Origin of the sequence: Ornithinimicrobium jinqii (assembly GCF_045032595.1) — a bacterium.
In the GTDB taxonomy this organism is placed as follows: domain Bacteria; phylum Actinomycetota; class Actinomycetes; order Actinomycetales; family Dermatophilaceae; genus Ornithinicoccus.
On the sequence record NZ_JBJFZS010000012.1, the window covers coordinates 128,697 to 147,007 of the forward strand.

Annotated in this window: 18 protein-coding genes; 10 read left to right on the top strand and 8 right to left on the bottom strand. The window is 74.0% G+C overall.

All coding sequences use genetic code 11. The features are described from left to right. Positions 1 to 23: 23 nt before the first annotated feature. Together ACI3ET_RS05825 and ptsP are read left to right on the top strand one after the other, a co-directional pair. The gene (locus ACI3ET_RS05825) at positions 24 to 293 is read left to right on the top strand and encodes an HPr family phosphocarrier protein (protein ID WP_405032035.1); all 270 of its coding nucleotides are present in this window, start codon (positions 24 to 26) and stop codon (positions 291 to 293) included. Positions 294 to 299: 6 nt separating this feature from the next. Next, complete coding sequence (gene ptsP / locus ACI3ET_RS05830) at positions 300 to 1,991, top strand: phosphoenolpyruvate--protein phosphotransferase (RefSeq protein ID WP_405032036.1); 1,692 nt, start codon at positions 300 to 302, stop codon at positions 1,989 to 1,991. Positions 1,992 to 2,097: 106 nt separating this feature from the next. Here the strand turns inward: ptsP and ACI3ET_RS05835 are convergent, their stop codons facing one another. Further along, positions 2,098 to 3,177: an EamA family transporter gene (locus ACI3ET_RS05835; RefSeq protein ID WP_405032037.1), complete on the bottom strand. Its 1,080-nt coding sequence runs from the start codon at positions 3,175 to 3,177 to the stop codon at positions 2,098 to 2,100. A 108-nt stretch (positions 3,178 to 3,285) separates the two neighbouring features. On the opposite strand from ACI3ET_RS05835, the gene ACI3ET_RS05840 reads away from it, so the two are divergent. Both ACI3ET_RS05840 and ACI3ET_RS05845 read left to right on the top strand, forming a co-directional pair. After that, a complete protein-coding gene (locus ACI3ET_RS05840) occupies positions 3,286 to 3,855 on the top strand; it encodes a CGNR zinc finger domain-containing protein (protein WP_405032038.1) in 570 nt (189 codons plus the stop codon). After that, positions 3,852 to 4,988 carry a trans-sulfuration enzyme family protein gene (locus tag ACI3ET_RS05845; protein ID WP_405032039.1) on the top strand — a complete coding sequence of 379 codons (1,137 nt, stop codon included), beginning with the start codon at positions 3,852 to 3,854 and terminating at the stop codon, positions 4,986 to 4,988. Before ACI3ET_RS05840 ends, ACI3ET_RS05845 begins: the two co-directional genes overlap by 4 nt. Before the next feature lie 25 nt (positions 4,989 to 5,013). Here ACI3ET_RS05845 and ACI3ET_RS05850 read toward each other — a convergent pair whose 3' ends face one another. Further along, positions 5,014 to 5,766: a hypothetical protein gene (locus tag ACI3ET_RS05850; RefSeq protein WP_405032040.1), complete on the bottom strand. Its 753-nt coding sequence runs from the start codon at positions 5,764 to 5,766 to the stop codon at positions 5,014 to 5,016. Positions 5,767 to 5,833: 67 nt separating this feature from the next. Between ACI3ET_RS05850 and ACI3ET_RS05855 the strand changes: the two genes are divergently transcribed. Beyond that, a complete protein-coding gene (locus tag ACI3ET_RS05855; protein WP_405032041.1) occupies positions 5,834 to 6,148 on the top strand; it encodes a YciI family protein in 315 nt (104 codons plus the stop codon). A gap of 40 nt (positions 6,149 to 6,188) precedes the next feature. Here the strand turns inward: ACI3ET_RS05855 and ACI3ET_RS05860 are convergent, their stop codons facing one another. From ACI3ET_RS05860 to ACI3ET_RS05875, 4 genes are read right to left on the bottom strand one after another with little or no spacing between them, the layout of a single operon-like run. Further along, positions 6,189 to 7,106: a carbamate kinase gene (locus ACI3ET_RS05860; protein ID WP_405032042.1), complete on the bottom strand. Its 918-nt coding sequence runs from the start codon at positions 7,104 to 7,106 to the stop codon at positions 6,189 to 6,191. Positions 7,107 to 7,131: 25 nt separating this feature from the next. Next, positions 7,132 to 8,025: a DsbA family protein gene (locus ACI3ET_RS05865; RefSeq protein WP_405032043.1), complete on the bottom strand. Its 894-nt coding sequence runs from the start codon at positions 8,023 to 8,025 to the stop codon at positions 7,132 to 7,134. An 18-nt stretch (positions 8,026 to 8,043) separates the two neighbouring features. Continuing rightward, positions 8,044 to 8,622, bottom strand: coding sequence for an RNA 2',3'-cyclic phosphodiesterase (gene thpR / locus ACI3ET_RS05870; protein WP_405032044.1), 579 nt, complete (start codon positions 8,620 to 8,622; stop codon positions 8,044 to 8,046). 1 nt (position 8,623) lies between these two features. Continuing rightward, positions 8,624 to 10,267: a metallophosphoesterase family protein gene (locus ACI3ET_RS05875; RefSeq protein ID WP_405032045.1), complete on the bottom strand. Its 1,644-nt coding sequence runs from the start codon at positions 10,265 to 10,267 to the stop codon at positions 8,624 to 8,626. A gap of 190 nt (positions 10,268 to 10,457) precedes the next feature. Between ACI3ET_RS05875 and ACI3ET_RS05880 the strand changes: the two genes are divergently transcribed. Then, entirely contained in the window at positions 10,458 to 10,970 is a 513-nt protein-coding gene (locus tag ACI3ET_RS05880) for an NUDIX hydrolase (RefSeq protein WP_405032090.1), read from the top strand. Between the two features lie 15 nt (positions 10,971 to 10,985). Here the strand turns inward: ACI3ET_RS05880 and ACI3ET_RS05885 are convergent, their stop codons facing one another. Both ACI3ET_RS05885 and ACI3ET_RS05890 read right to left on the bottom strand, forming a co-directional pair. Next, positions 10,986 to 11,978 carry an NAD(P)H-quinone oxidoreductase gene (locus ACI3ET_RS05885; protein WP_405032091.1) on the bottom strand — a complete coding sequence of 331 codons (993 nt, stop codon included), beginning with the start codon at positions 11,976 to 11,978 and terminating at the stop codon, positions 10,986 to 10,988. 31 nt (positions 11,979 to 12,009) lie between these two features. Continuing rightward, positions 12,010 to 12,771 (bottom strand): IclR family transcriptional regulator, encoded by a 762-nt coding sequence (locus ACI3ET_RS05890; RefSeq protein ID WP_405032046.1) that lies wholly within the window; start codon positions 12,769 to 12,771, stop codon positions 12,010 to 12,012. A gap of 41 nt (positions 12,772 to 12,812) precedes the next feature. Between ACI3ET_RS05890 and ACI3ET_RS05895 the strand changes: the two genes are divergently transcribed. The 4 genes from ACI3ET_RS05895 (at position 12,813) to hutU (ending at position 18,284) form a co-directional block, all read left to right on the top strand. After that, the gene (locus ACI3ET_RS05895; protein ID WP_405032047.1) at positions 12,813 to 13,403 is read left to right on the top strand and encodes an ASCH domain-containing protein; all 591 of its coding nucleotides are present in this window, start codon (positions 12,813 to 12,815) and stop codon (positions 13,401 to 13,403) included. 129 nt (positions 13,404 to 13,532) lie between these two features. Then, positions 13,533 to 15,113, top strand: a complete 1,581-nt coding sequence (gene hutH / locus ACI3ET_RS05900; protein WP_405032048.1) for a histidine ammonia-lyase — start codon at positions 13,533 to 13,535, stop codon at positions 15,111 to 15,113. Positions 15,114 to 15,345: 232 nt separating this feature from the next. After that, a complete protein-coding gene (locus ACI3ET_RS05905) occupies positions 15,346 to 16,323 on the top strand; it encodes a type IV toxin-antitoxin system AbiEi family antitoxin domain-containing protein (RefSeq protein WP_405032049.1) in 978 nt (325 codons plus the stop codon). A gap of 305 nt (positions 16,324 to 16,628) precedes the next feature. Beyond that, positions 16,629 to 18,284, top strand: coding sequence for a urocanate hydratase (gene hutU / locus ACI3ET_RS05910; RefSeq protein ID WP_405032050.1), 1,656 nt, complete (start codon positions 16,629 to 16,631; stop codon positions 18,282 to 18,284). The last annotated feature ends 27 nt before the right edge of the window (positions 18,285 to 18,311 follow it).

The window sequence follows — 18,311 nt, forward strand, 5'->3', positions numbered from 1 at the left end:
CACACCCGTTCAAGGAGACACCCATGGCCCAGCGCACCGTCACCATCGCCAGCTCGGTCGGGCTGCACGCCCGCCCCGCCGCCCTCTTCGTCGAGAAGGCGTCGGCCACCGGCCTCGACGTCGAGATCGGCCGTCCCGGCGAGGACGCCGTGGACGCCACCAGCATCCTCGGCGTGATGGCCCTCGGCGCCAAGTTCGGCGAGGAGGTCGTGCTCACCGCCGACGGCGACGGTGCGGACGCGGCGCTGGACGAGCTCGTCGAGCTGCTCGCGACCGACCTCGACGCGGAGTGACCTGCCGTGGCTGACCCGGTGCAGGGACGGACCCTCCGAGGGATCGGGGTCAGCCCCGGCACGGCGTCCGGACCGGTGGTGCAGGTCGCACCGCCGGTCCGGGCCCCGGCCGACGAGCCGGCCACGACCGACGCCGACGCGGCGCTGGTCGAGGTCAAGGCGGCCTTCGAGGCGGTGGCGCTGGACCTGGAGGAGCGCGCCGCACGCGCCGACGACACCGCCCAGCAGATCCTGCGGGCGACGGTGCTCATCGCGCGCGACAGGTCGTTGTCCAAGGCGATCGCCAAGCACCTCGCCACCGGCACGGGCAAGGCGAACGCCGTGCACGCCGGTGTCGAGGAGTTCGCCGCCCAGTTCGAGGCCCTCGGCGGCTACTTCGCCGAGCGGGTCACCGACCTGCGCGACGTCGGCTCCCGGGCGCTGGCCCAGGTGCTCGGCGTCCCTGCCCCCGGCATCCCCGAGCTCACCGGCCCCTCGGTCGTCGTCGCGCACGACCTCGCGCCGTCTGAGACCGCCACGCTCGACCGGTCCAAGGTCGTGGCCATCGTCACCTCGGCGGGCGGCCGCACCAGCCACACCGCGATCCTCGCCGCCCAGATGGGGATCCCCGCCGTCGTCCAGGTCGCCGAGGCCACCGCCCTGCCGGTCGGCACGCTCGTCGCGGTCGACGGGGACGCCGGCGAGGTGGTCGTCGACCCGAGCGAGGACTTCGTCGCCTCGCTGTCCGTCCGTCGCGCCAAGCTCACCGCAGCCCTCTCCGGCAGCGCCGGCCCGGGCGTCACCCGCGACGGCCACGCCGTCGCCCTGCTCGCCAACATCGGCGGGGTCGCCGACGCGGTCGAGGCGGGTGCCCAGGACCTCGAGGGCGTGGGGCTGTTCCGCACCGAGTTCGTCTTCCTCTCCGCGGACACCGCCCCGACCCTGGACGAGCAGGCCGAGATCTACCGGCAGGTGTTCGCCCCCTTCGAGGGCCGTCGCGTCGTCGTGCGCACCCTCGACGCCGGCGCCGACAAGCCCCTCGCCTTCGCCGACCTCGGTCCGGAGGAGAACCCTGCCCTGGGCCGCCGCGGGCTGCGGCTGTCGGCGGAGCTGCCGGAGCTGCTGGACACCCAGCTCGAGGCGCTCGCCGTCGCCGCCCGCGACACCGGCGCCGACGTGCGCGTGATGGCCCCGATGGTCGCGACCGCGGAGGAGGCCGACTGGTTCGCCCGGCGGGTCCGCGAGAACGGCCTGCCCAAGGCCGGGGTGATGATCGAGGTGCCCGGCGCCGCCCTGCGCGCCGAGCACGTGCTCGCCGACTGCGACTTCGGCAGCCTGGGCACCAACGACCTCGCGCAGTACACGATGGCCGCCGACCGCATGCAGGGTGCGCTGTCGGACCTGCTCGACCCGTGGCAGCCGGCCGTCCTGGACGTCATCCAGGCGGCGTGCCGCGGCGCGGCCCGCGTGGGCAGACCCATGGGTGTCTGCGGTGAGGCCGGGGGAGACCCCCTCCTCGCCCTGGTGCTGGTCGGGATGGGTGTCTCCAGCCTGTCGATGGCGCCCAGCAAGGTGCCGCTGGTGCGCCTCGCGCTGTCGCTGCACTCGCTGCCGGAGTGCCAGCTGCTCGCTACGCTCGCGACCTCGGCGCGGACGGCCGTCGACGGGCTGGAGGCCGTGCGCGCAGCGGCGAAGGGCGAGCTGACGGCGCTGGTCTGAGGGCCGGAGCATCCGGCTCGTTGCGGAGCATCTGGGCTGCCCTGACAGCCCAGATGCTCCGCAACGACCCAGATGCTCCGCCGTGCGTCAGGGGTGCGGCTGCGCGTCAGGCAGACGGCTGCGCGTCGGCCAGGGGCTGCGCGTCGGCGAGCGGCTCCACCTCGGGGAGAGGCTCGACCTCAGGGTGGGGCTCGCCGGGGCGCTCGTCGGCCTTGACGGCCATGACGCCGGCCAGGATGAGCAGACCGCCCAGCAGCTGGACCGGGGCGGGCAGCTCACCGAGGAGCAGCCAGGCCCACAGGACCGCGAACATGACCTCGGTCAGGCCGACGAACGACGCGACCTTGGCACCGAGCCTGCGGTTGGCGGCGATGCCGGCGACGTAGGCGACGGCGGCGGCCACGACGCCCAGCCACAGGACGGGCACCCACCAGGGCAGTTGTGCCCCGGCGAGCGCGACCGGCTCGGTGCTGACGCGGAACGGCACGACGCGGAGCAGGCCGGCGAGGGCCAGGGCCACGGCACCGATCGCCATCCCGAAGGCGGAGAACGCCACGGGCGGCAGGCCGTTCGACTCGTCGGCGCCGATGACGAAGAAGACCGCGAGCCCGACGGCGGCCAGCAGGCCCCAGACCACCCCGGCCGTGTTGACCTGCACGTCCCCGAGCACGTCGAGGACGAGCAGCAGGCCGACGAGGGCCAGGACGACGCCCGCCACCGTGAGGGTGCGGGGCCGCTGCCCGTGCATCAGCCACAGCCAGGCGACGACGAGGATCGGCCCGAGGTACTCCAGCATCAGCGCCACGCCGACCGAGAGCTGCTCGACGGCGAGGAAGTAGAAGAGCTGGCAGCCGGCGACGGCCAGACCGCCGAAGATCCCGATGTGGGCGAGGGTGCCGGGGCGACGCAGCAGGTGCCACCGGCCGCGCATCGAGACCACCGCCGGGACCATCAGCACGAGGGCGCCGATGAGGATGCGCAGCGTCACGGCGGCAGCCGGGGACCAGCCCTGCACGAGCAGACCCTTGGCGACCGCGCCGGCGGTGCCGAAGGTCGCGGCCGAGACCACGGCGAGCAGCAGTCCGACGACGAGCAGGCGTCGGGCCGACGGCCTGGTGGTCAGGGTGGGGGTGCGGCTGCTGGGGGTGGGGCTGCTGGGGGTGGGGCTGGTGGTCGAGGTCGCCATCGCGCGCCTCCTCTCGGTCCGGCGGGCCGCCTCGCGGCCCGACGTGGGATCATGGGTGTCAGACGTTGACGCTCATGACGATAATCCTCCGGAGCATCAGGAGTCAACATGCACTTTGCCCATGACACCGAGGCTGCGCTGCAGGGCACGGCCGCCCTGGTCAACACGCTCGGCAGCGACGGCGAGGACACCCTGACGACGGTCGCGGAGCTCGACGACTTCACCCGCACCTGGCAGTGGACCGGCAGCCGCACCCACGACCGGGCCGAGCTCGACGCCGTCCGGGCGCTCCGCCCGACGCTGCACCGGTTCTGGGACCTCGACGAGGCCGGCGTGGCCGAGCTGGTCAACACCCTGCTGGCCCAGGCCGGTGCGCTGCCGCGGCTGGTCGACCACGACCACTGGGGCTGGCACCTGCACGCCACCGCCGACGACGCCCCGCTCGCCACCCGGATGGTCGTGGAGTCCGCGATGGCGATGATCGACGTCGTCCGCTCGGGCGAGCTGGACCGCCTCAGCCGGTGCGAGGCCGACGACTGCGAGGACGTGCTCGTCGACCTCACCCGCAACCGCTCGCGCCGGTTCTGCAGCACCACCTGCGGCAACCGGGTGGCCGCGGCGGCCTATCGTGAGCGGCAGGCGGCCCGCGGGGCCGCATCCCCCGAGGAGGCCGAGTGAGCGACACCAGCAGCACCCACCCCGACGACGACAGCGTCGGCCGCACCCCCGGGTCGCGCCCGCACGCCGGGCTCCAGCCCTCCACCCGGGCCGTCGCCCTCGGCCGCCCCGCCCGCACCCCCGGCGCGCCGGTCAACGTCCCGGTCACCCTCACCAGCACCTACCTGGCCGACGGCGCAGTCACCTACGCGCGCGTGTCGAACCCCACGTGGGAGGCGCTGGAGGAGGTGCTGGGCTCGCTCGAGGGTGGGCCCGCGCTGACCTTCTCATCAGGCATGGCCGCCATCGCCGCGGTCGTCGGCCTGGTCCCGGTCGGCGGGGTGGTGGTCGTGCCGCGGCACGTCTACAACGGCACGACGGGGTTGCTGGCTGAGCGCGAGGCCGCCGGAGCCCTCACCGTGCGGCGCGTGGAGGCCGAGGACCTCGGCGGCATCGTCGAGGCCTGCGACGGGGCGGACCTGCTCATCCTGGAGTCGCCCACGAACCCCATGATGGAGCTCACCGACGTCGTCGGCGTCATGCGTGGGCTCCGGACCAGGTATGGCGTGGGCCGGCCGGTTGTGCTGTGCGACAACACCTTTGCCACTCCCGTGGCGCAGCAGCCGTTGCGCTGGGGCGTGGACGTGGTGGTCCACTCGGCGACGAAGTACCTCGCCGGGCACTCGGACACCGTCCTCGGGGCCCTCGTCGTCGCACCCGAGAGGGACGACCTGCTCGGGCGGCTGCGGACCTACCGCACGCTGCACGGGGCGATCCCGGGGCCGATGGAGGCCTGGCTCGTGCTGCGGGGCGTGCGCACGCTCCACCTGCGGGTCGAGCGCGCGACCGCGACGGCGGAGCTGCTCGTGGACCGGCTCGAGGAGCACCCGGCGGTCGAGCGGGTGCGCTACCCCGGGTTCGGAGCGATGGTCTCGATCGAGGTCGTCGGCGGGGCGGACGCGGCCGAGGCCGTCTGCGCCGCGGTCCAGCTGTGGACGCACTCGACCAGCCTGGGCGGCGTCGAGTCGCAGATCGAGCGGCGCCGCCGTCACCCGCTGGAGGTCGCGAGCGTGCCGGTCAACCTGCTGCGGCTCTCGGTCGGGATCGAGGACCCCCAGGACCTGTGGGCAGACCTGTCGGCGGCCCTGGGCTGACCGGGGTCGACGTGTCGGCCGCTCCTCACAGCTCCGAGAGCGCGTAGCTGTAGAGGTCCGGCTGCCGCTCGACGACCCACACCGGGGCACGGCCGTCCGGGTCGGCGATCCGCAGGCTCCGGCCGAAGGACTCCTCGTGCAGCTGCGCGTCGACGCCGACCTCGGCCAGCGCCTCCTGCAGCTGCGCGACGTCGCCCTCGAGCTCGAAGGACAGCTCGGCCCCAGCCTCCTCGCGGCGGTGGACCCCGTGCAGCCCGCCGGAGCGGGCGGTCAGGTCGACCCACGACCCGTCCTCCTCGATCACCCGGCGTCGCATCCCCAGACCGTCGAGGACGTCCAGGGCCACCCGGGGACGGGGCGCGTGCCAGATCGGCAGGACGGCCAGCTCGGGGCGGGTCGCCTCGAGGTCCTCGGGGTTGGGGGTCGGCGTGTCCAGCGTGAAGCTCGTCCCGTCGGCCGCCGTGACGATCCCCGCCTCGCCGTGGCCGGTGCCGCCGAGCTCGACCGGCACCCCGCGCTCGGCGGCGGACGCGACCGCCTCGGCCAACGGCATACCCGTCTCGAAGCCCAGCACCGTGGTCCCGGCGGGAGAGCCGGAGCCGGAGCCGGCGCCGGAGGCGGCGTGCACGGCGAGGCGTCCCGCGCCCAGCTGGTAGACGAGCCAGCCGGGGTGCTCGCTCAGCAGCACGGCACCGAGCGCCCCGAGCACGGTCTGCCAGCCGGGGATGTCGTCGGTGAAGCGGATCGGGCGCACGGTCAGGGCGGGGCGGGGGCTCATGTGCAGCTCCTCGGTCGGGTCGGGCAGGTCCCAACCTAGCCCCTCGGGCGGTCCTAGGATCGGCGGCATGAGCATCTTCGCCGTGCAGTACGCCTACTCCGACGACACGTCCGCCCGGGACGAGCACCGCCCGGCCCACCGCGCCTTCCTCGGTGGGCTGGCGCAGGAGGGCGTCGTGCTGCTCTCCGGCCCCCTGGCGGCCCGGGCCGACGGTCCGGACGCCGCCCTGCTGATCCTCGAGGGGAAGTCGGAGGAGGCCCTGCTCGAGCTGCTGCGCGAGGACCCGTTCCAGCAGCAGGGGCTCGTCGAGCAGGTCGTCGTCCACGGCTGGGACCCGGTCCTCGGGTCCTGGCTGGAGGGGCCTCTCGCCGGACTGCTCTGACCTCCGTCCGGGCGGCCACCGTCCGACGACCGCGGACGGACTACCCCTCGAGCGTGACGTAGGTCCCGGCGTCGCCGCGCACCAGGGCCTCCGCCTCCTCCAGGTTGCCGACCGCCGCGGCGACCCCGCGTCCTCCGGCCTCGACGAAGCGGCACACCGCCTCGACCTTGGGACCCATGGACCCGGCCGGCAGGTCGAGCGCACGCAGCTCCGCGGGGGTGGTGCGGCGGATCTCGCGCGCCCGGTCCGTGCCGTAGCCCTCCACGACGGCCGGCACGTCGGTGAGCACGACCAGCCGGTCGGCCTTGAGGCGGTGGGCGAGCAGCGCGGCGGACAGGTCCTTGTCGATGACGGCCTCGACGCCGCGCAGGTCGCCGGTCTCGGTCCGCACGACCGGCACGCCCCCGCCCCCGGCGCAGACGACGATGACGGACTCGTCCAGCAGGTGGTCGATGAGCCGGGTCTCGATGATCTCCCGCGGCCGCGGCGAGGCCACCACCCGCCGCCAGTGCTCGCCGTCCTGGCGCACCTGCCAGCCGTGCCGGTCGGAGAGCTCGCGCGCGGTCGCCTGGTCGTAGGTCTCGCCGACGAACTTCGTCGGGTCCGAGAAGGCCGGGTCGTCGGCGTCCACGAGGGTCTGGTTGAGGACCGCCGCGAACTGCCGGTAGGGACGCTCGTTGCCGACCGCCTGCAGGATCCAGTAGCCGATCAGCCCCTGCGTCATCGCCCCCAGGGCGTCGAAGGGGTAGGGCTGCGAGAGCCGGGCGTCGCTCGCGCTCTCCATCGCCAGGATGCCGACCTGCGGCCCGTTGCCGTGCGTGATGACGACCTCGTGGTCGTCGGTGAGCGGCGCGAGGGCGTGCATCGCGCGGCGGATGTTCTCCACCTGCGCCGCGGCGTCGGGCACCTGACCGCGCTGCAGCAGCGCGTTGCCCCCGAGGGCGATGACGATCCTCATGCCCGGACTGTATGCGGTGCGCGCGTCAGCCGGTCGTGGTGGCGGCGGCCTCCGCCGTCACCCGCTCCTGCTCGACGACGTCGAGGAAGTGGTCGAGCTCGGCGGCGCCGGCGACCACGGTGGTGTTGACGAGGAAGGTGGGCGTGGACGTGATGCCCAGCGCCCGCGCCTCGGCCGTGTCCTCGTCGACGAGCGCGGCCAGGGCCGGGTCGTCGAGCGACTCCTCGAAGGCCTCGAGGTCCGGCACCCCCGCCTCCTCGGCGAGGGCGAGGAGGTCGTCGCGGTCCAGCTCGGCCTGGCCGTCGACCGACCGGGCGAAGAGGACCTCCTGGTAGGCCTCCATCCGGTCCTGCTCCGCGGCGGCGCGGGCTGCGACCGCAGCCTGGCGGGAGACGTCCTCGAAGAGGACGAGGTCGCGGAACTCGATGCGCAGCGTCCCGTCGTCGACCAGCTCCTGCAGCTGCGGGCGGGTGTCGGCGGCGAACTTCGCGCAGTAGGGGCAGCGGTAGTCGGCGTACTCGATCATCACGACCGGAGCCTCGACCTCGCCGACGGCCATCGGGTCGGCGGGGTCGCGTCGCTGCAGGTCGAGCATCAGCTGGCGCACCTCCGGCGGCGCCGTCTGCTCGGCCGCGTCAGCGGTGCCCTCGGCCGGGGCGTCCGTCCCCTCCCCGTCGGTCGTCCCCTGCCCCTCGGTCGTCCCCTCCTCTGCGGTCGGCTCGTCCTCGGTCGTCGGCGCGCTCGCCGTCGTCCCAGGGCCGGCCGGCGGGCCGGCGGTCCCGGCGCCGTCCCGGTCGCCCAGCGCCAACCAGGCGATCAGTCCGACGACGAGCGCCACGACGATGACGGCCACCGCCCACACGATCGAGACGAACCGGCTGTCGTCGGCGGGCGGGGAGTCGGGCGCTGGAGCGGTCACCGGCCCAGCCTCGCACACTCAGGAGGAGCCGATCTCCCAGGTGTGGCGCGTCTCGTAGCGCGGGGTGCCGCCCGGCCCCTGGCCGAGGTGGGAGCCGATCAGCACCACCTCCTCGGCCCGCCACGGAGGCGTGCGCAGGGTGTCGAGCGCCTGGAGAAGGTGGCCGGCCGGGTGCGGCCGTCCCGACGCGCGGGCCACCGTGACGTGCGGGCTGAAGCGGGTGCCGTCGACCCCTGCCCCGGCGTGGCTGGCCACCGCCCGCAGCCCCTTGGACCACGAGCCGAGCGTCCCGGGCACGCTCTCCTCGACCCCCGCCCACAGGACCCTGGCCCCTCCGGGGTCCGGGAACGCCCCGGCGCCGACCAGGCGCAGCTCGAGGGGGTCCTGGCGCGCGGCATACCCGGCCCCTGACTCGAGCAGCTCCTCCTCGCGCCACTCCGCGAGGTCGGGCAGGAAGGCGAGCGTGAGGTGCAGGTGCTCGGGGCGGGTCCAGCGCCACAGGCCCTCTGCGGCGAGGGCGTCGCGCCGGGGGCCGACGTGGTCGAGCAGCGCGTCCACCACCTGGGGCGGGGGCACGACGGCGAGGAACGCACGCACGTCAGGGCACCTGCGCGGTCGCCGGTGCGGCGTCGTCCTGGGCCGGGGGCAGCAGCGGTGAGGTCACGACGCCCAGGTCCGGTCCGCAGGTGCGGCCCGCAGCCGGCTCCCGCGCCTGCAGCGAGAGTCCGTTGATCATGCTGACATCGTCGAACTGGGGCCGGCCGACGACGAGGTTGCGATAGCTGTAGCGGGTCAGCGACGCGACCGAGCAGTCCTCCCCGACGGTCAGGACGTCGAAGCTGTAGGGGTGGCCCAGCAGCTCGCCGGCGGTCTCCGGGTCCTCCGCCGCGGCCTCCTTGGCCGCCTCCGTGAGCGGCGGGATCCGGAACTGGTTGACCAGCCCGCCACCCGTCAACGACCCGATCTGCACGTGCCCCCGGACCGCCTCCGGCACGTGCATGTGGCCGTTGAGCGTGAAGGCCCGCGCCTGCACGCGGTGGGCGGCGTAGGGCTGGTGGGTGACGACGAGGTCGGTCGGCTCCAACCCCTCGGTGGCGTCGCGGAAGAGCGCAGCCGTGTCGGCCTGCTCAGCGGCGAAGTCGTCGCTGCGCTGGTTGAAGTAGCGCGTGTCGTTGAAGCCGCTGATCGAGACCCCGTGGACGTCCACCCGTCGGAAGTCGCCGGCCGTCGGCTCGAGCAGCACCACGTTGGGCACCTGCGCCATCCGCCGGAGCAGCGCCTCGTCGGTCGCGGACACGGCGTCGTGGTTGCCGCGCACGAAGACGTAGGGCACCCCCAGGCTCTGGATGCCGTCGTAGATGTCGGTCAGGTCGCCCTCGCTCGGCTGCCCGAAGTTGATGAGGTCGCCGGTGTCGATGACGGCGTCGATGCCCTGGCTGGCCACGATCTGCCGCATGAGCGGGAACTGGTCCATCCCGTGCAGGTCGCTGACCAGCAGGAACTTGGCGGCGACCGGGGCGTCGACGGCTGACGGCGTGAACTCCTGGCGCATCGCGTCCGAGAGCGCCAGCAGGTTGGTGACGTAGACCGCGCCCTGGTCGGCCTTGCGGTCGAGGTCGGTGAGCAGGCCGGTGTTGGTCTGGACCAGGGACAGCAGGCTGGTCGCGCGGAACTCGGCGACCCGGTCCACCCGGTAGGTCAGGTAGGCGGCTCCCGCGGGGACCGCCAGGGCGACCACCGTGGCGCCCGCGGCGGCCGCGACGACCAGGCCCAGGTGGTGGGGCCGGGCCACGGCATACATGAGCAGGACCAGCAGCGAGGTGGTCATCGACCCGGCCGCGAACTTCCAGGCGACCTCCTGCACGCCGCGGTTGATCGCGCTGCGCAGCTCCTCCTGGCTCGGCTGCAGCTGGGCCGTCTGCAGGGTGCCGGAGCGGATGAGGTCGGTCACCTCCTCCCGCACCTGCACGTCGGCCGACAGTCCCGGCGCGGGGACGGGACCGTGGAAGGTCATGATCACGTCGCCGACGACCATGGGCAGGCGGACCGTGGAGTCGAGGGTCGGCTCGACGGAGACCATGGCGGCGAAGTAGGCCGTCTCGGTGTGGACCGGCCACATCTGCGTGGTCGCCACGCCCCCCAGGTAGGCGACCAGCGTCAGGCCCGCGACCACGAGTGTGCGGCGGAGCCATCTGGTCACGGTTGCGCTGACGCGCTCACGGGGGCGTTCACGGGTTGCCATCGGTGCCCCAGGGTAGTCGGCGCCGCTGACATCGGGGCGCCGGGCCGCCCCCGTCGCCCGCCCCCGTCGCCCGCCCCGTCGGCGGCCCTCGCCCGCCCGGGACCGCCGTCCGGCGTCCGCCCCCCGCCACCCGCCCCCTGCCCGCCGTCCGGCGTCCGTGCCTCTCCTGTGGTTGGGTGAGCCGGTGGACATGAGCACGGTGCGGCGCAAGGCGGGGACCGCGGCGCTGGTGGGTTTCCGCCTGATGCCGGGACCGCTGAGGCGGGCGGCGGTGCGCGTCGGCGCCCCGACCTACACGGCGGGAGCGGTCTGCGTCCTCGAGCACGAGGGGGAGGTGCTCTTCCTGTGGCAGCCGCACCGGCGCGGGTGGAGCCTGCCCGGCGGGCTGCTGGGCCGGGGCGAGGCTCCCGCCGTCGCGGTGCGCCGGGAGGTGGCCGAGGAGATCGGTCTCGACGTCGACCCCGGCGACCCGGTGGTGGTGAGGGTCGACCACGTGGACCAGGGCATCGACGTCGTCTTCCACGTCCGGCTCGACCACCGGCCGTCGCTGGAGCTGGCCACCGAGGCGCGCAAGGCCCGCTGGGTCGACCCCCACGAGCTGTCCGAGGAGGAGGCCGACCGCGACACCCGCGGGATCCTCGAGACGCTGCGCGCGGCCGCCGAGCCCGGGCGCCCCGGCCGGCTGCTCGGCGCCGCGGACTGACCGCGCAGAGGGGGTCTACCCCGCGCGCACGTCCAGCAGGATCTTGCCGACGTGGCCCGAGGTCTCCATCTCCCGGTGCGCCTCACCCGCCTCCGCGAGCGGGTGGCGCGACTGGATCACGGGCCGCACCCGACCCTGCTCGACCCACGGCCACACGTGCTCGCGCACGTCGGCCACGATCCGCGCCTTGTCCGCCACCGACCTGGAGCGCAGCGACGTCGCGCTGACGCGCGCCCGTTTCATGAGCAGCGTGCCGAGGTCCAGCTCTGCGCGCCGACCGCCGAGCAGCCCGATCACCACGAGCCGTCCGTCGGGGGCAAGGGCCTCGAGGTTGCGGCCGAGGTACGTGGCGCCCACGACGTCGAGGATGACGTCCGCACCGCGGCCCTCGGTCGCGGCGCGCACCTCCTCCACGAAGTCCTGCTCGCGGTAGTTGACCAGCACGTCGGCCCCCAGTTCCCGGCAGGCGTCCAGCTTCGCCTGCGACCCCGCGGTCACCACCACCCGCGCGCCCAGCGCCGAGGCCACCTGGATCGCCATCGTCCCGATCCCGCTGGACCCGCCGTGCACCAGCACGGTCTCGCCTTCCCGCAGGCCGGCCTCGGTCACCAGGTTGCTCCACACCGTGCACGCCACCTCGGGCAGCGCCGCCGCGTCCGCGAGCCGCACCCCGTGGGGGACCGGGAGGAGCTGCCCGACGGGGACGGCGACGGACTCGGCATACCCGCCGCCGGAGAGGAGGGCGCACACCTCGTCGCCGAGGGCCCAGCCGGAGTCCTCGGTGCCCGGGCCGAGGGCGGCGACCCGTCCGCTGACCTCCAGGCCCGGGAGCTCCGACCCGCCCTTCGGCGGCGGGTAGAGGCCCTTGCGCTGCTGCACGTCCGCCCGGTTGACGCCGGCCGCGACGACCTCGACCACCACCTCGCCCTCGCGCGGCTCGGGAGCCGCCACGGTCGAGAGGACCAGGACCTCAGGACCGCCGGCCCCGGTGATCGTCACTGCCTGCATCTGGCTCATGCCCGTGACCGTAGCCGACGGATCAGACCGTCCCCCGGTGACCCAGCCGCGTCGACAGCTCCGCGGCGCAGGCCAGCACGTGCTGGACCGTCTGCTCGACGTGGGCGTCGTCCTCCGACGGGAAGGTGACGGCCACCCCGGCCACCGGGTGCCCGGAGTGGTCCAGCACCGGCGCGGCGACCGACGCGAGACCGGGCGTGACGAGCCCGTCCTCCACGGCATACCCCCTGGTCCTGGTCGTGGTGAGGACCGAGCGCAGGCTGCTCAGCGAGGTCGGGCCCAGCCCGTGCCGCTGCACGAAGACGTCGGGGGAGGGGAAGAGCGCGCGCACCTGGGCGGCGGGCAGGGCGGAGAGGATGGCCAGGCCGGTGGCGGTGAGCGTCGCGGGCAGGCGCACGCCGACGCTGGTGACGAGCGAGGGACGGCCGGCCACCCGCTCCTCGATGACGTAGAGGACGTCGCGGCCGTGCAGCACGGCCAGGTGCCCGTTGTGGCGCGTCTGGTCGGCGAGACGGGTCAGGCGGGGGCGGGCGAGACGTTCGAGCGGCGCCTGGCGGGTGTATGCCGACCCGAGCTCGAACGCCGCGACGCCCAGCCCGTAGCGCCGTTCCTCGGGCAGGTGCACGACGAAACCGCGCTCGACGAGCACGCCGAGCAGGTGGTAGGTCGTGGAGCGCGGCAAACCCAGGCTCCTGGCGATCGTCGCCGCGGGGAGCGGCCCGGCGCGGCCGGCCAGGAAGGTGAGCACGTCGAGGGCGTGCGCGGCTGCGGGTGCGTTCGCCACGGGCCTCAGTATGGCGCTCGCGTGCGGCATACCGTGGGGGCATGGACGACGACCGCGAGATCCGCGACTTCTGGACGGACGCACGCATCCGCGGGGGCCTCAACCCGGCGAGCGCCTACCTCGGGTCCACCGCGTCCGACACCCTGCCGCCGCCGGCGTGGTCCTTCGGGGACACCGCCGAGGTGGCCGACCGGCTGCTCGCCCTCGTCCTGGAAGGACGCAAGACGGCGACGGCCAGTGCCCGCTGGGAGTACGCAGAGGACGCGCTGCGCGGCGCCCCCGGTGCGGGCCGGAGCGCCGAGGGGGACCTGCTGGTCCGGGCCGAGATCGCCGTCGACCTGCCCCGGCCCGGGGGTCTGTCGATCGTCCTCGACGGCGCGGGGGTGCCACGCGCGCTGATCCGCACCACGCGTGTGCAGGTCGTGCGCTTCGGGGAGGTCGACGAGGAGCACGCCCGGCGCGAGGGGGAGGGGTCCCTGGACGAGTGGCGTGCGGTCCACCGGGCGATCTTCGCCAGCACCGCACCGCCCGGCCAGGAGGTCACCGACGACACGCTCGTCGTGCTCGAACGCTTCGTGGTGGTGGTGCCGGCGAGTGCCCGGCGGGCCGCGAAGCGCAACGGCCTGGGCTGAGGGCTGAGGCCGTCTGGGGTCTGAGGAGCGGCGGCGCGGGGAGCGGCCCGCCGAGGCCGTCTGGCATCCGAGACGGTTGGCCGGCGTGGGCGTGGCCGCAGCAGGGCCTCAGCGGGTGTGATGGCACGCATGAGTCGTCTCGCGCGCCCTGAGCTGCCCAGCACGGTCACCGTCGACGTCGGTCCGCTGACCCACGACGAGGTGGTGGCCGTCGTCCGTCACGACGCGCGCGTGGTGCTCTCCGACGCGGCCCTCGAGGGCATCGCCGCGACCCGCCTCATCATCGAGGACCTCGCCGGCGACACCGAGCCGCACTACGGCATCTCCACCGGTTTCGGCGCCCTGGCCAGCACGAGCATCCCGCCGCAGAAGCGCGCCCAGCTGCAGCGCAGCCTGGTCCGCAGCCACGCCGCCGGCTCCGGCCCGGAGGTCGAGCGGGAGGTCGTGCGCGCCACCATGCTGCTCCGCCTGTCGACCCTCGCGACCGGGCGCACCGGGGTCCGGGTCGGGACGGCGCAGGCCTACGCCGACCTGCTCAACGCGGGCATCACGCCGGTCGTCCACGAGTACGGTTCGCTGGGCTGCTCCGGCGACCTCGCCCCCCTGGCGCACTGCGCGCTGGCCGTGACGGGCGAGGGTATGGTGCGCGTCGGCCCCGCCTCCGCGCCGGGTGAGCGGGTCCCGGCGGGGGAGGCGCTGGCTGCGGCCGGGATCAGCCCGGTGCAGCTGGCGGAGAAGGAGGGGCTGGCGCTCATCAACGGCACCGACGGCATGCTCGGCATGCTGGTGCTCGGCCTGCACGACCTGGCGACGCTGCTGGCGACCGCCGACGTGTCGGCCGCGATGAGCGTCGAGGGCCAGCTCGGCACCGACGACGTCTTCGCCGCGGACCTGCAGGCCCTGCGCCCGCACCCTGGTCAGGCCGCCTCGGCGGAGAACCTGCGGGCGCTCCTGCGCGCCAGCGAGATCCGCGAGAGCCACCGCACCGACGCCTGCACCCGCGTGCAGGACGCCTACTCCCTGCGCTGCTCGCCGCAGGTCCACGGCTCGGCGCGCGACACCTGCGACCACGCCCGGCTGGTGGCGGACCGCGAGCTCGCGGCCGCCGTGGACAACCCCGTCGTCACGCTCGACGGGCGGGTGGAGTCCAACGGGAACTTCCACGGTGCGCCGGTCGCGCACGTCCTCGACTTCCTGGCGATCGTCACGGCCGACGTGGCGAGCATCGCCGAGCGTCGCACCGACCGCTTCCTCGACGTGGCCCGCAACCACGGCCTGCCGCCGTTCCTGGCCGACGACCCCGGCACCGACAGCGGGCACATGATCGCGCAGTACACCCAGGCCGCGATCGTCTCGGAGCTGAAGCGGCTGGCCGCCCCCGCGAGCGTCGACTCCATACCGTCCTCGGCGATGCAGGAGGACCACGTGTCGATGGGCTGGGGCGCCGCGCGCAAGCTGCGCCGCAGCATCGACGGGCTGGCGCGCGTGCTGGCCGTCGAGGTGCTGACCGCGGCGCGCGCCCTGGACCTGCGCGCACCGCTGACGCCGGCGCCGGCCACCGCGGCGGTCGTCGCCCTGCTGCGCGGAGCCGGTGTCCAGGGCCCCGGACCCGACCGCCACCTCTCGCCCGAGATCGAGGCCGTCGTCGAGCTGGTGCTCGACGGCCGCGTCCGGTCGGCCGCTGAGGGTGTGACCGGGCCGCTGAGGTAGCTCGTCGTCATCACCCGGCATACCGCCACCACTACCCGTCCCCCGGCCAAGGCCGTCCGTAGCATCGACAAGGCAGCGACGTGTGGCCCCCGGGGGGGCGCGAAGTCACTGGCTTGAGTCCGCGAGAGCGTGGCTGGACGTCCTCCGGCCGGGCGATGACGGGGTCTCGCGAGCCGTCGCATCCTCACGGGCTGTGGACAGCATCGGCGCGGTGTCGGACCGATCGTCCAGGATGACGAAGGTGGATGTCTCATCGGTGGCTCGGCGTCAGCACGGGGTGGTCAGTCGTGCGCAGGCGATGGCCACTGGGTTGACCGCCAAGCAGGTGCGGTGGCGCGTCGAGAGTGGTGACTGGCAGACGATCCACGCAGGCGTCTACCTCACGAACACCGGGGCGCTGACGTGGCGGGCGCGGGCGTGGGCCGGCCTGCTGAGGTGCGGGACGGGGAGCGTGCTGATCCTCGAGGCGGCCGCGCTCCTGTGGCGGCTGGAGAGGGTCGAGCCGGCGATCATCGCGATCGGCGTGCCCGCCGGGCGTCATCCTCGACCGGTCCGGGGCGTCCGGGTGGTCCAGCGCACGCGGCTGCGACACGTGAAGGTCGACGGGTTCCCCACGACGCGGCTGGCACAGACCGTGATCGACCTGGCCGACCGCGCCCACTGCACCCTTGACGACGCCGTCTCCGTGGCAGCCAGAGCCTGCCAGCAGCGGTCGGTCGACGAGCGCGCACTGCTGGAGGAGCTCGAGTCCCGGGGACGGCACCGTCTGCGCAGAGAGCTGCGACTGGCCTTCGGGCAGATAGGAGAGGGGGCGGAGAGCCTGCCCGAGGTGTGGTTCGTGACCAGGGTTCAGCGACCTCACGGCCTGCCTGACTTCAGGCGTCAGGCGAAGGAGCCCGACTCCACCAGGACGGATCTGAAGGATGACGTCCATGGGGTCAACGTAGAGATCGACGGCCAGCTCTGGCACGCAGGGGAACGGTTCCACGGCGACCGCGCCAGGGACCGTCGGGCCGCGGGGCGCGGTGAGGTGACCCTGCGCATGACCTACCTCGAGCTGGACCGCACCCCGTGCGAGCTGGCGGGGGACGTAGGGCGCACCCTGCTGCGCCGCGGGTGGTCGGGAGCGCTCGTGCCGTGCTCACCGGGATGCCCTGCGACCATCGGCTCCGATCGTCTCCGCACGACCGTGGAGTGGGTTGCGCACTGAGGTTGCGTCGTGAGGTGTGCAGCGAAAAAGTGTGCAGTGAGTCATGGCCCCGACAGGGGCCACAGGTCGTCGGCCAGTCGTGCAGAGCCGTCAGAAGGTGGCCGCTCGTCCGAGATCTGAGACATGCAGGCCGCGGCAGCCGTAGCGCACGTGACGACCCTGGCGGTCTGATGGGGGAGAGCTAGGTCGCTCACGACGCCCACAGCCCCACACCCCCGAAGCCCCACTGCCACGACCGCCCCACAGCCCCCCGGCCACCGACGCCCCGAAGCCCCGCAGCCCAGCCCGAGTCGAAGGAGACCACCATGGACGGCGCCCGCCCCGTTCGTGCCGCCCGCGGCACCCAGCTCACCGCCCGCAGCTGGGCCACCGAGGCCCCTCTGCGCATGCTGATGAACAACCTCGACCCCGAGGTGGCCGAGCGGCCCGACGACCTCGTCGTCTACGGCGGCACCGGTCGCGCCGCCCGCGACTGGAGGAGCTTCGACGCCATGGTCCGGACGCTGACCGACCTGCGCGAGGACGAGACGATGCTCGTCCAGTCGGGTCGACCGGTCGGCGTCTTCCAGACCCACGAGTGGGCGCCGCGGGTGCTCATCGCCAACTCCAACCTCGTGCCCGACTGGGCCAACTGGCCGGAGTTCCGGCGGCTGGAGCACCTCGGCCTGACGATGTACGGCCAGATGACGGCCGGCTCCTGGATCTACATCGGCACCCAGGGCATCCTGCAAGGCACCTACGAGACCTTCGCGGCGGTGGCGGCCAAGCGGTTCGGCGGCACCCTGGCCGGGACGCTGACCCTGACCGGAGGCTGCGGCGGCATGGGGGGCGCGCAGCCCCTGGCCGTCACGCTCAACGGCGGCACCTGCCTCATCGTCGACGTCGACGAGGCGCGGCTCCGCCGCCGGGTCAGGAGCCGCTACCTCGACGAGGTGGCCGACGACCTCGACTCCGCGGTCGAGCGGGTGCTCGCCGCCAGGGCCACCCAGGAGGCCGTCTCGGTCGGCGTCGTCGGCAACGCGGCCGAGGTCTTCCCGGAGCTGCTGCGCCGCGGCGTCGAGATCGACATCGTCACCGACCAGACCTCCGCGCACGACCCGCTGTCCTACCTGCCGGAGGGCATCGACCTGACCGACTGGGCGGAGTACGCCGAGAAGAAGCCCGAGGAGTTCACCGAGCGCGCGCAGGCATCGATGGCCAGGCACGTGGAGGCGATGGTCGGCTTCCTGGACGGCGGCGCCGAGGTCTTCGACTACGGCAACTCGATCCGCGACGAGGCGCGCCAGGGCGGCTACGACCGTGCCTTCGACTTCCCCGGGTTCGTCCCTGCCTACATCCGACCGCTGTTCTGCGAGGGCAAGGGTCCGTTCCGCTGGGTGGCCCTGTCGGGCGACGAGAAGGACATCTACGCCACCGACCGGGCCGTCATGGACCTCTTCCCCGACAACGACCACCTGCAGCGGTGGATCCGGGGTGCCCGTGAGCGGGTCGCCTTCGAGGGGCTGCCGGCCCGGATCTGCTGGCTGGGTTACGGCGAGCGCGACAAGGCCGGCGTGCGCTTCAACGAGATGGTCGCCGCGGGCGAGGTCTCCGCGCCCATCGTCATCGGCCGCGACCACCTGGACGCCGGGTCGGTGGCCAGCCCCTACCGCGAGACCGAGGCGATGGCCGACGGGTCGGACGCGATCGCCGACTGGCCGCTGCTCAACGCCCTGCTCAACACCGCGTCCGGCGCCAGCTGGGTCTCGCTGCACCACGGCGGTGGCGTCGGCATCGGTCGCTCGATGCACGCCGGTCAGGTCTGTCTCGCCGACGGGACCGACCTGGCCCGGCAGAAGCTGGAGCGGGTCCTCACCAACGACCCCGGCACGGGTGTCATCCGGCACGTGGACGCGGGGTATGCGGTGGCCGAGCAGGTCGCGCACGAGCGTGGCGTGCGGGTGCCGATGCGCGAGGGGTGAGCTGCACCGCATACCCCGCTCGCTAGC

Bases quoted from the DNA above. Each gene is read 5' to 3' on its own strand.
- ACI3ET_RS05840 (WP_405032038.1), top strand. From the start codon at position 3,286: ATGCACTTTGCCCATGACACCGAGGCTGCGCTGCAGGGCACGGCCGCC.
- ACI3ET_RS05875 (WP_405032045.1), bottom strand. From the start codon at position 10,267: ATGGCAACCCGTGAACGCCCCCGTGAGCGCGTCAGCGCAACCGTGACC.
- ACI3ET_RS05850 (WP_405032040.1), bottom strand. From the start codon at position 5,766: ATGAGCCCCCGCCCCGCCCTGACCGTGCGCCCGATCCGCTTCACCGAC.
- ACI3ET_RS05855 (WP_405032041.1), top strand. From the start codon at position 5,834: ATGAGCATCTTCGCCGTGCAGTACGCCTACTCCGACGACACGTCCGCC.
- ACI3ET_RS05885 (WP_405032091.1), bottom strand. From the start codon at position 11,978: ATGCAGGCAGTGACGATCACCGGGGCCGGCGGTCCTGAGGTCCTGGTC.
- ACI3ET_RS05895 (WP_405032047.1), top strand. From the start codon at position 12,813: ATGGACGACGACCGCGAGATCCGCGACTTCTGGACGGACGCACGCATC.
- ACI3ET_RS05880 (WP_405032090.1), top strand. From the start codon at position 10,458: ATGAGCACGGTGCGGCGCAAGGCGGGGACCGCGGCGCTGGTGGGTTTC.
- ACI3ET_RS05835 (WP_405032037.1), bottom strand. From the start codon at position 3,177: ATGGCGACCTCGACCACCAGCCCCACCCCCAGCAGCCCCACCCCCAGC.
- hutH (WP_405032048.1), top strand. From the start codon at position 13,533: ATGAGTCGTCTCGCGCGCCCTGAGCTGCCCAGCACGGTCACCGTCGAC.
- ACI3ET_RS05860 (WP_405032042.1), bottom strand. From the start codon at position 7,106: ATGAGGATCGTCATCGCCCTCGGGGGCAACGCGCTGCTGCAGCGCGGT.
- ACI3ET_RS05825 (WP_405032035.1), top strand. From the start codon at position 24: ATGGCCCAGCGCACCGTCACCATCGCCAGCTCGGTCGGGCTGCACGCC.
- hutU (WP_405032050.1), top strand. From the start codon at position 16,629: ATGGACGGCGCCCGCCCCGTTCGTGCCGCCCGCGGCACCCAGCTCACC.
- ACI3ET_RS05905 (WP_405032049.1), top strand. From the start codon at position 15,346: ATGACGAAGGTGGATGTCTCATCGGTGGCTCGGCGTCAGCACGGGGTG.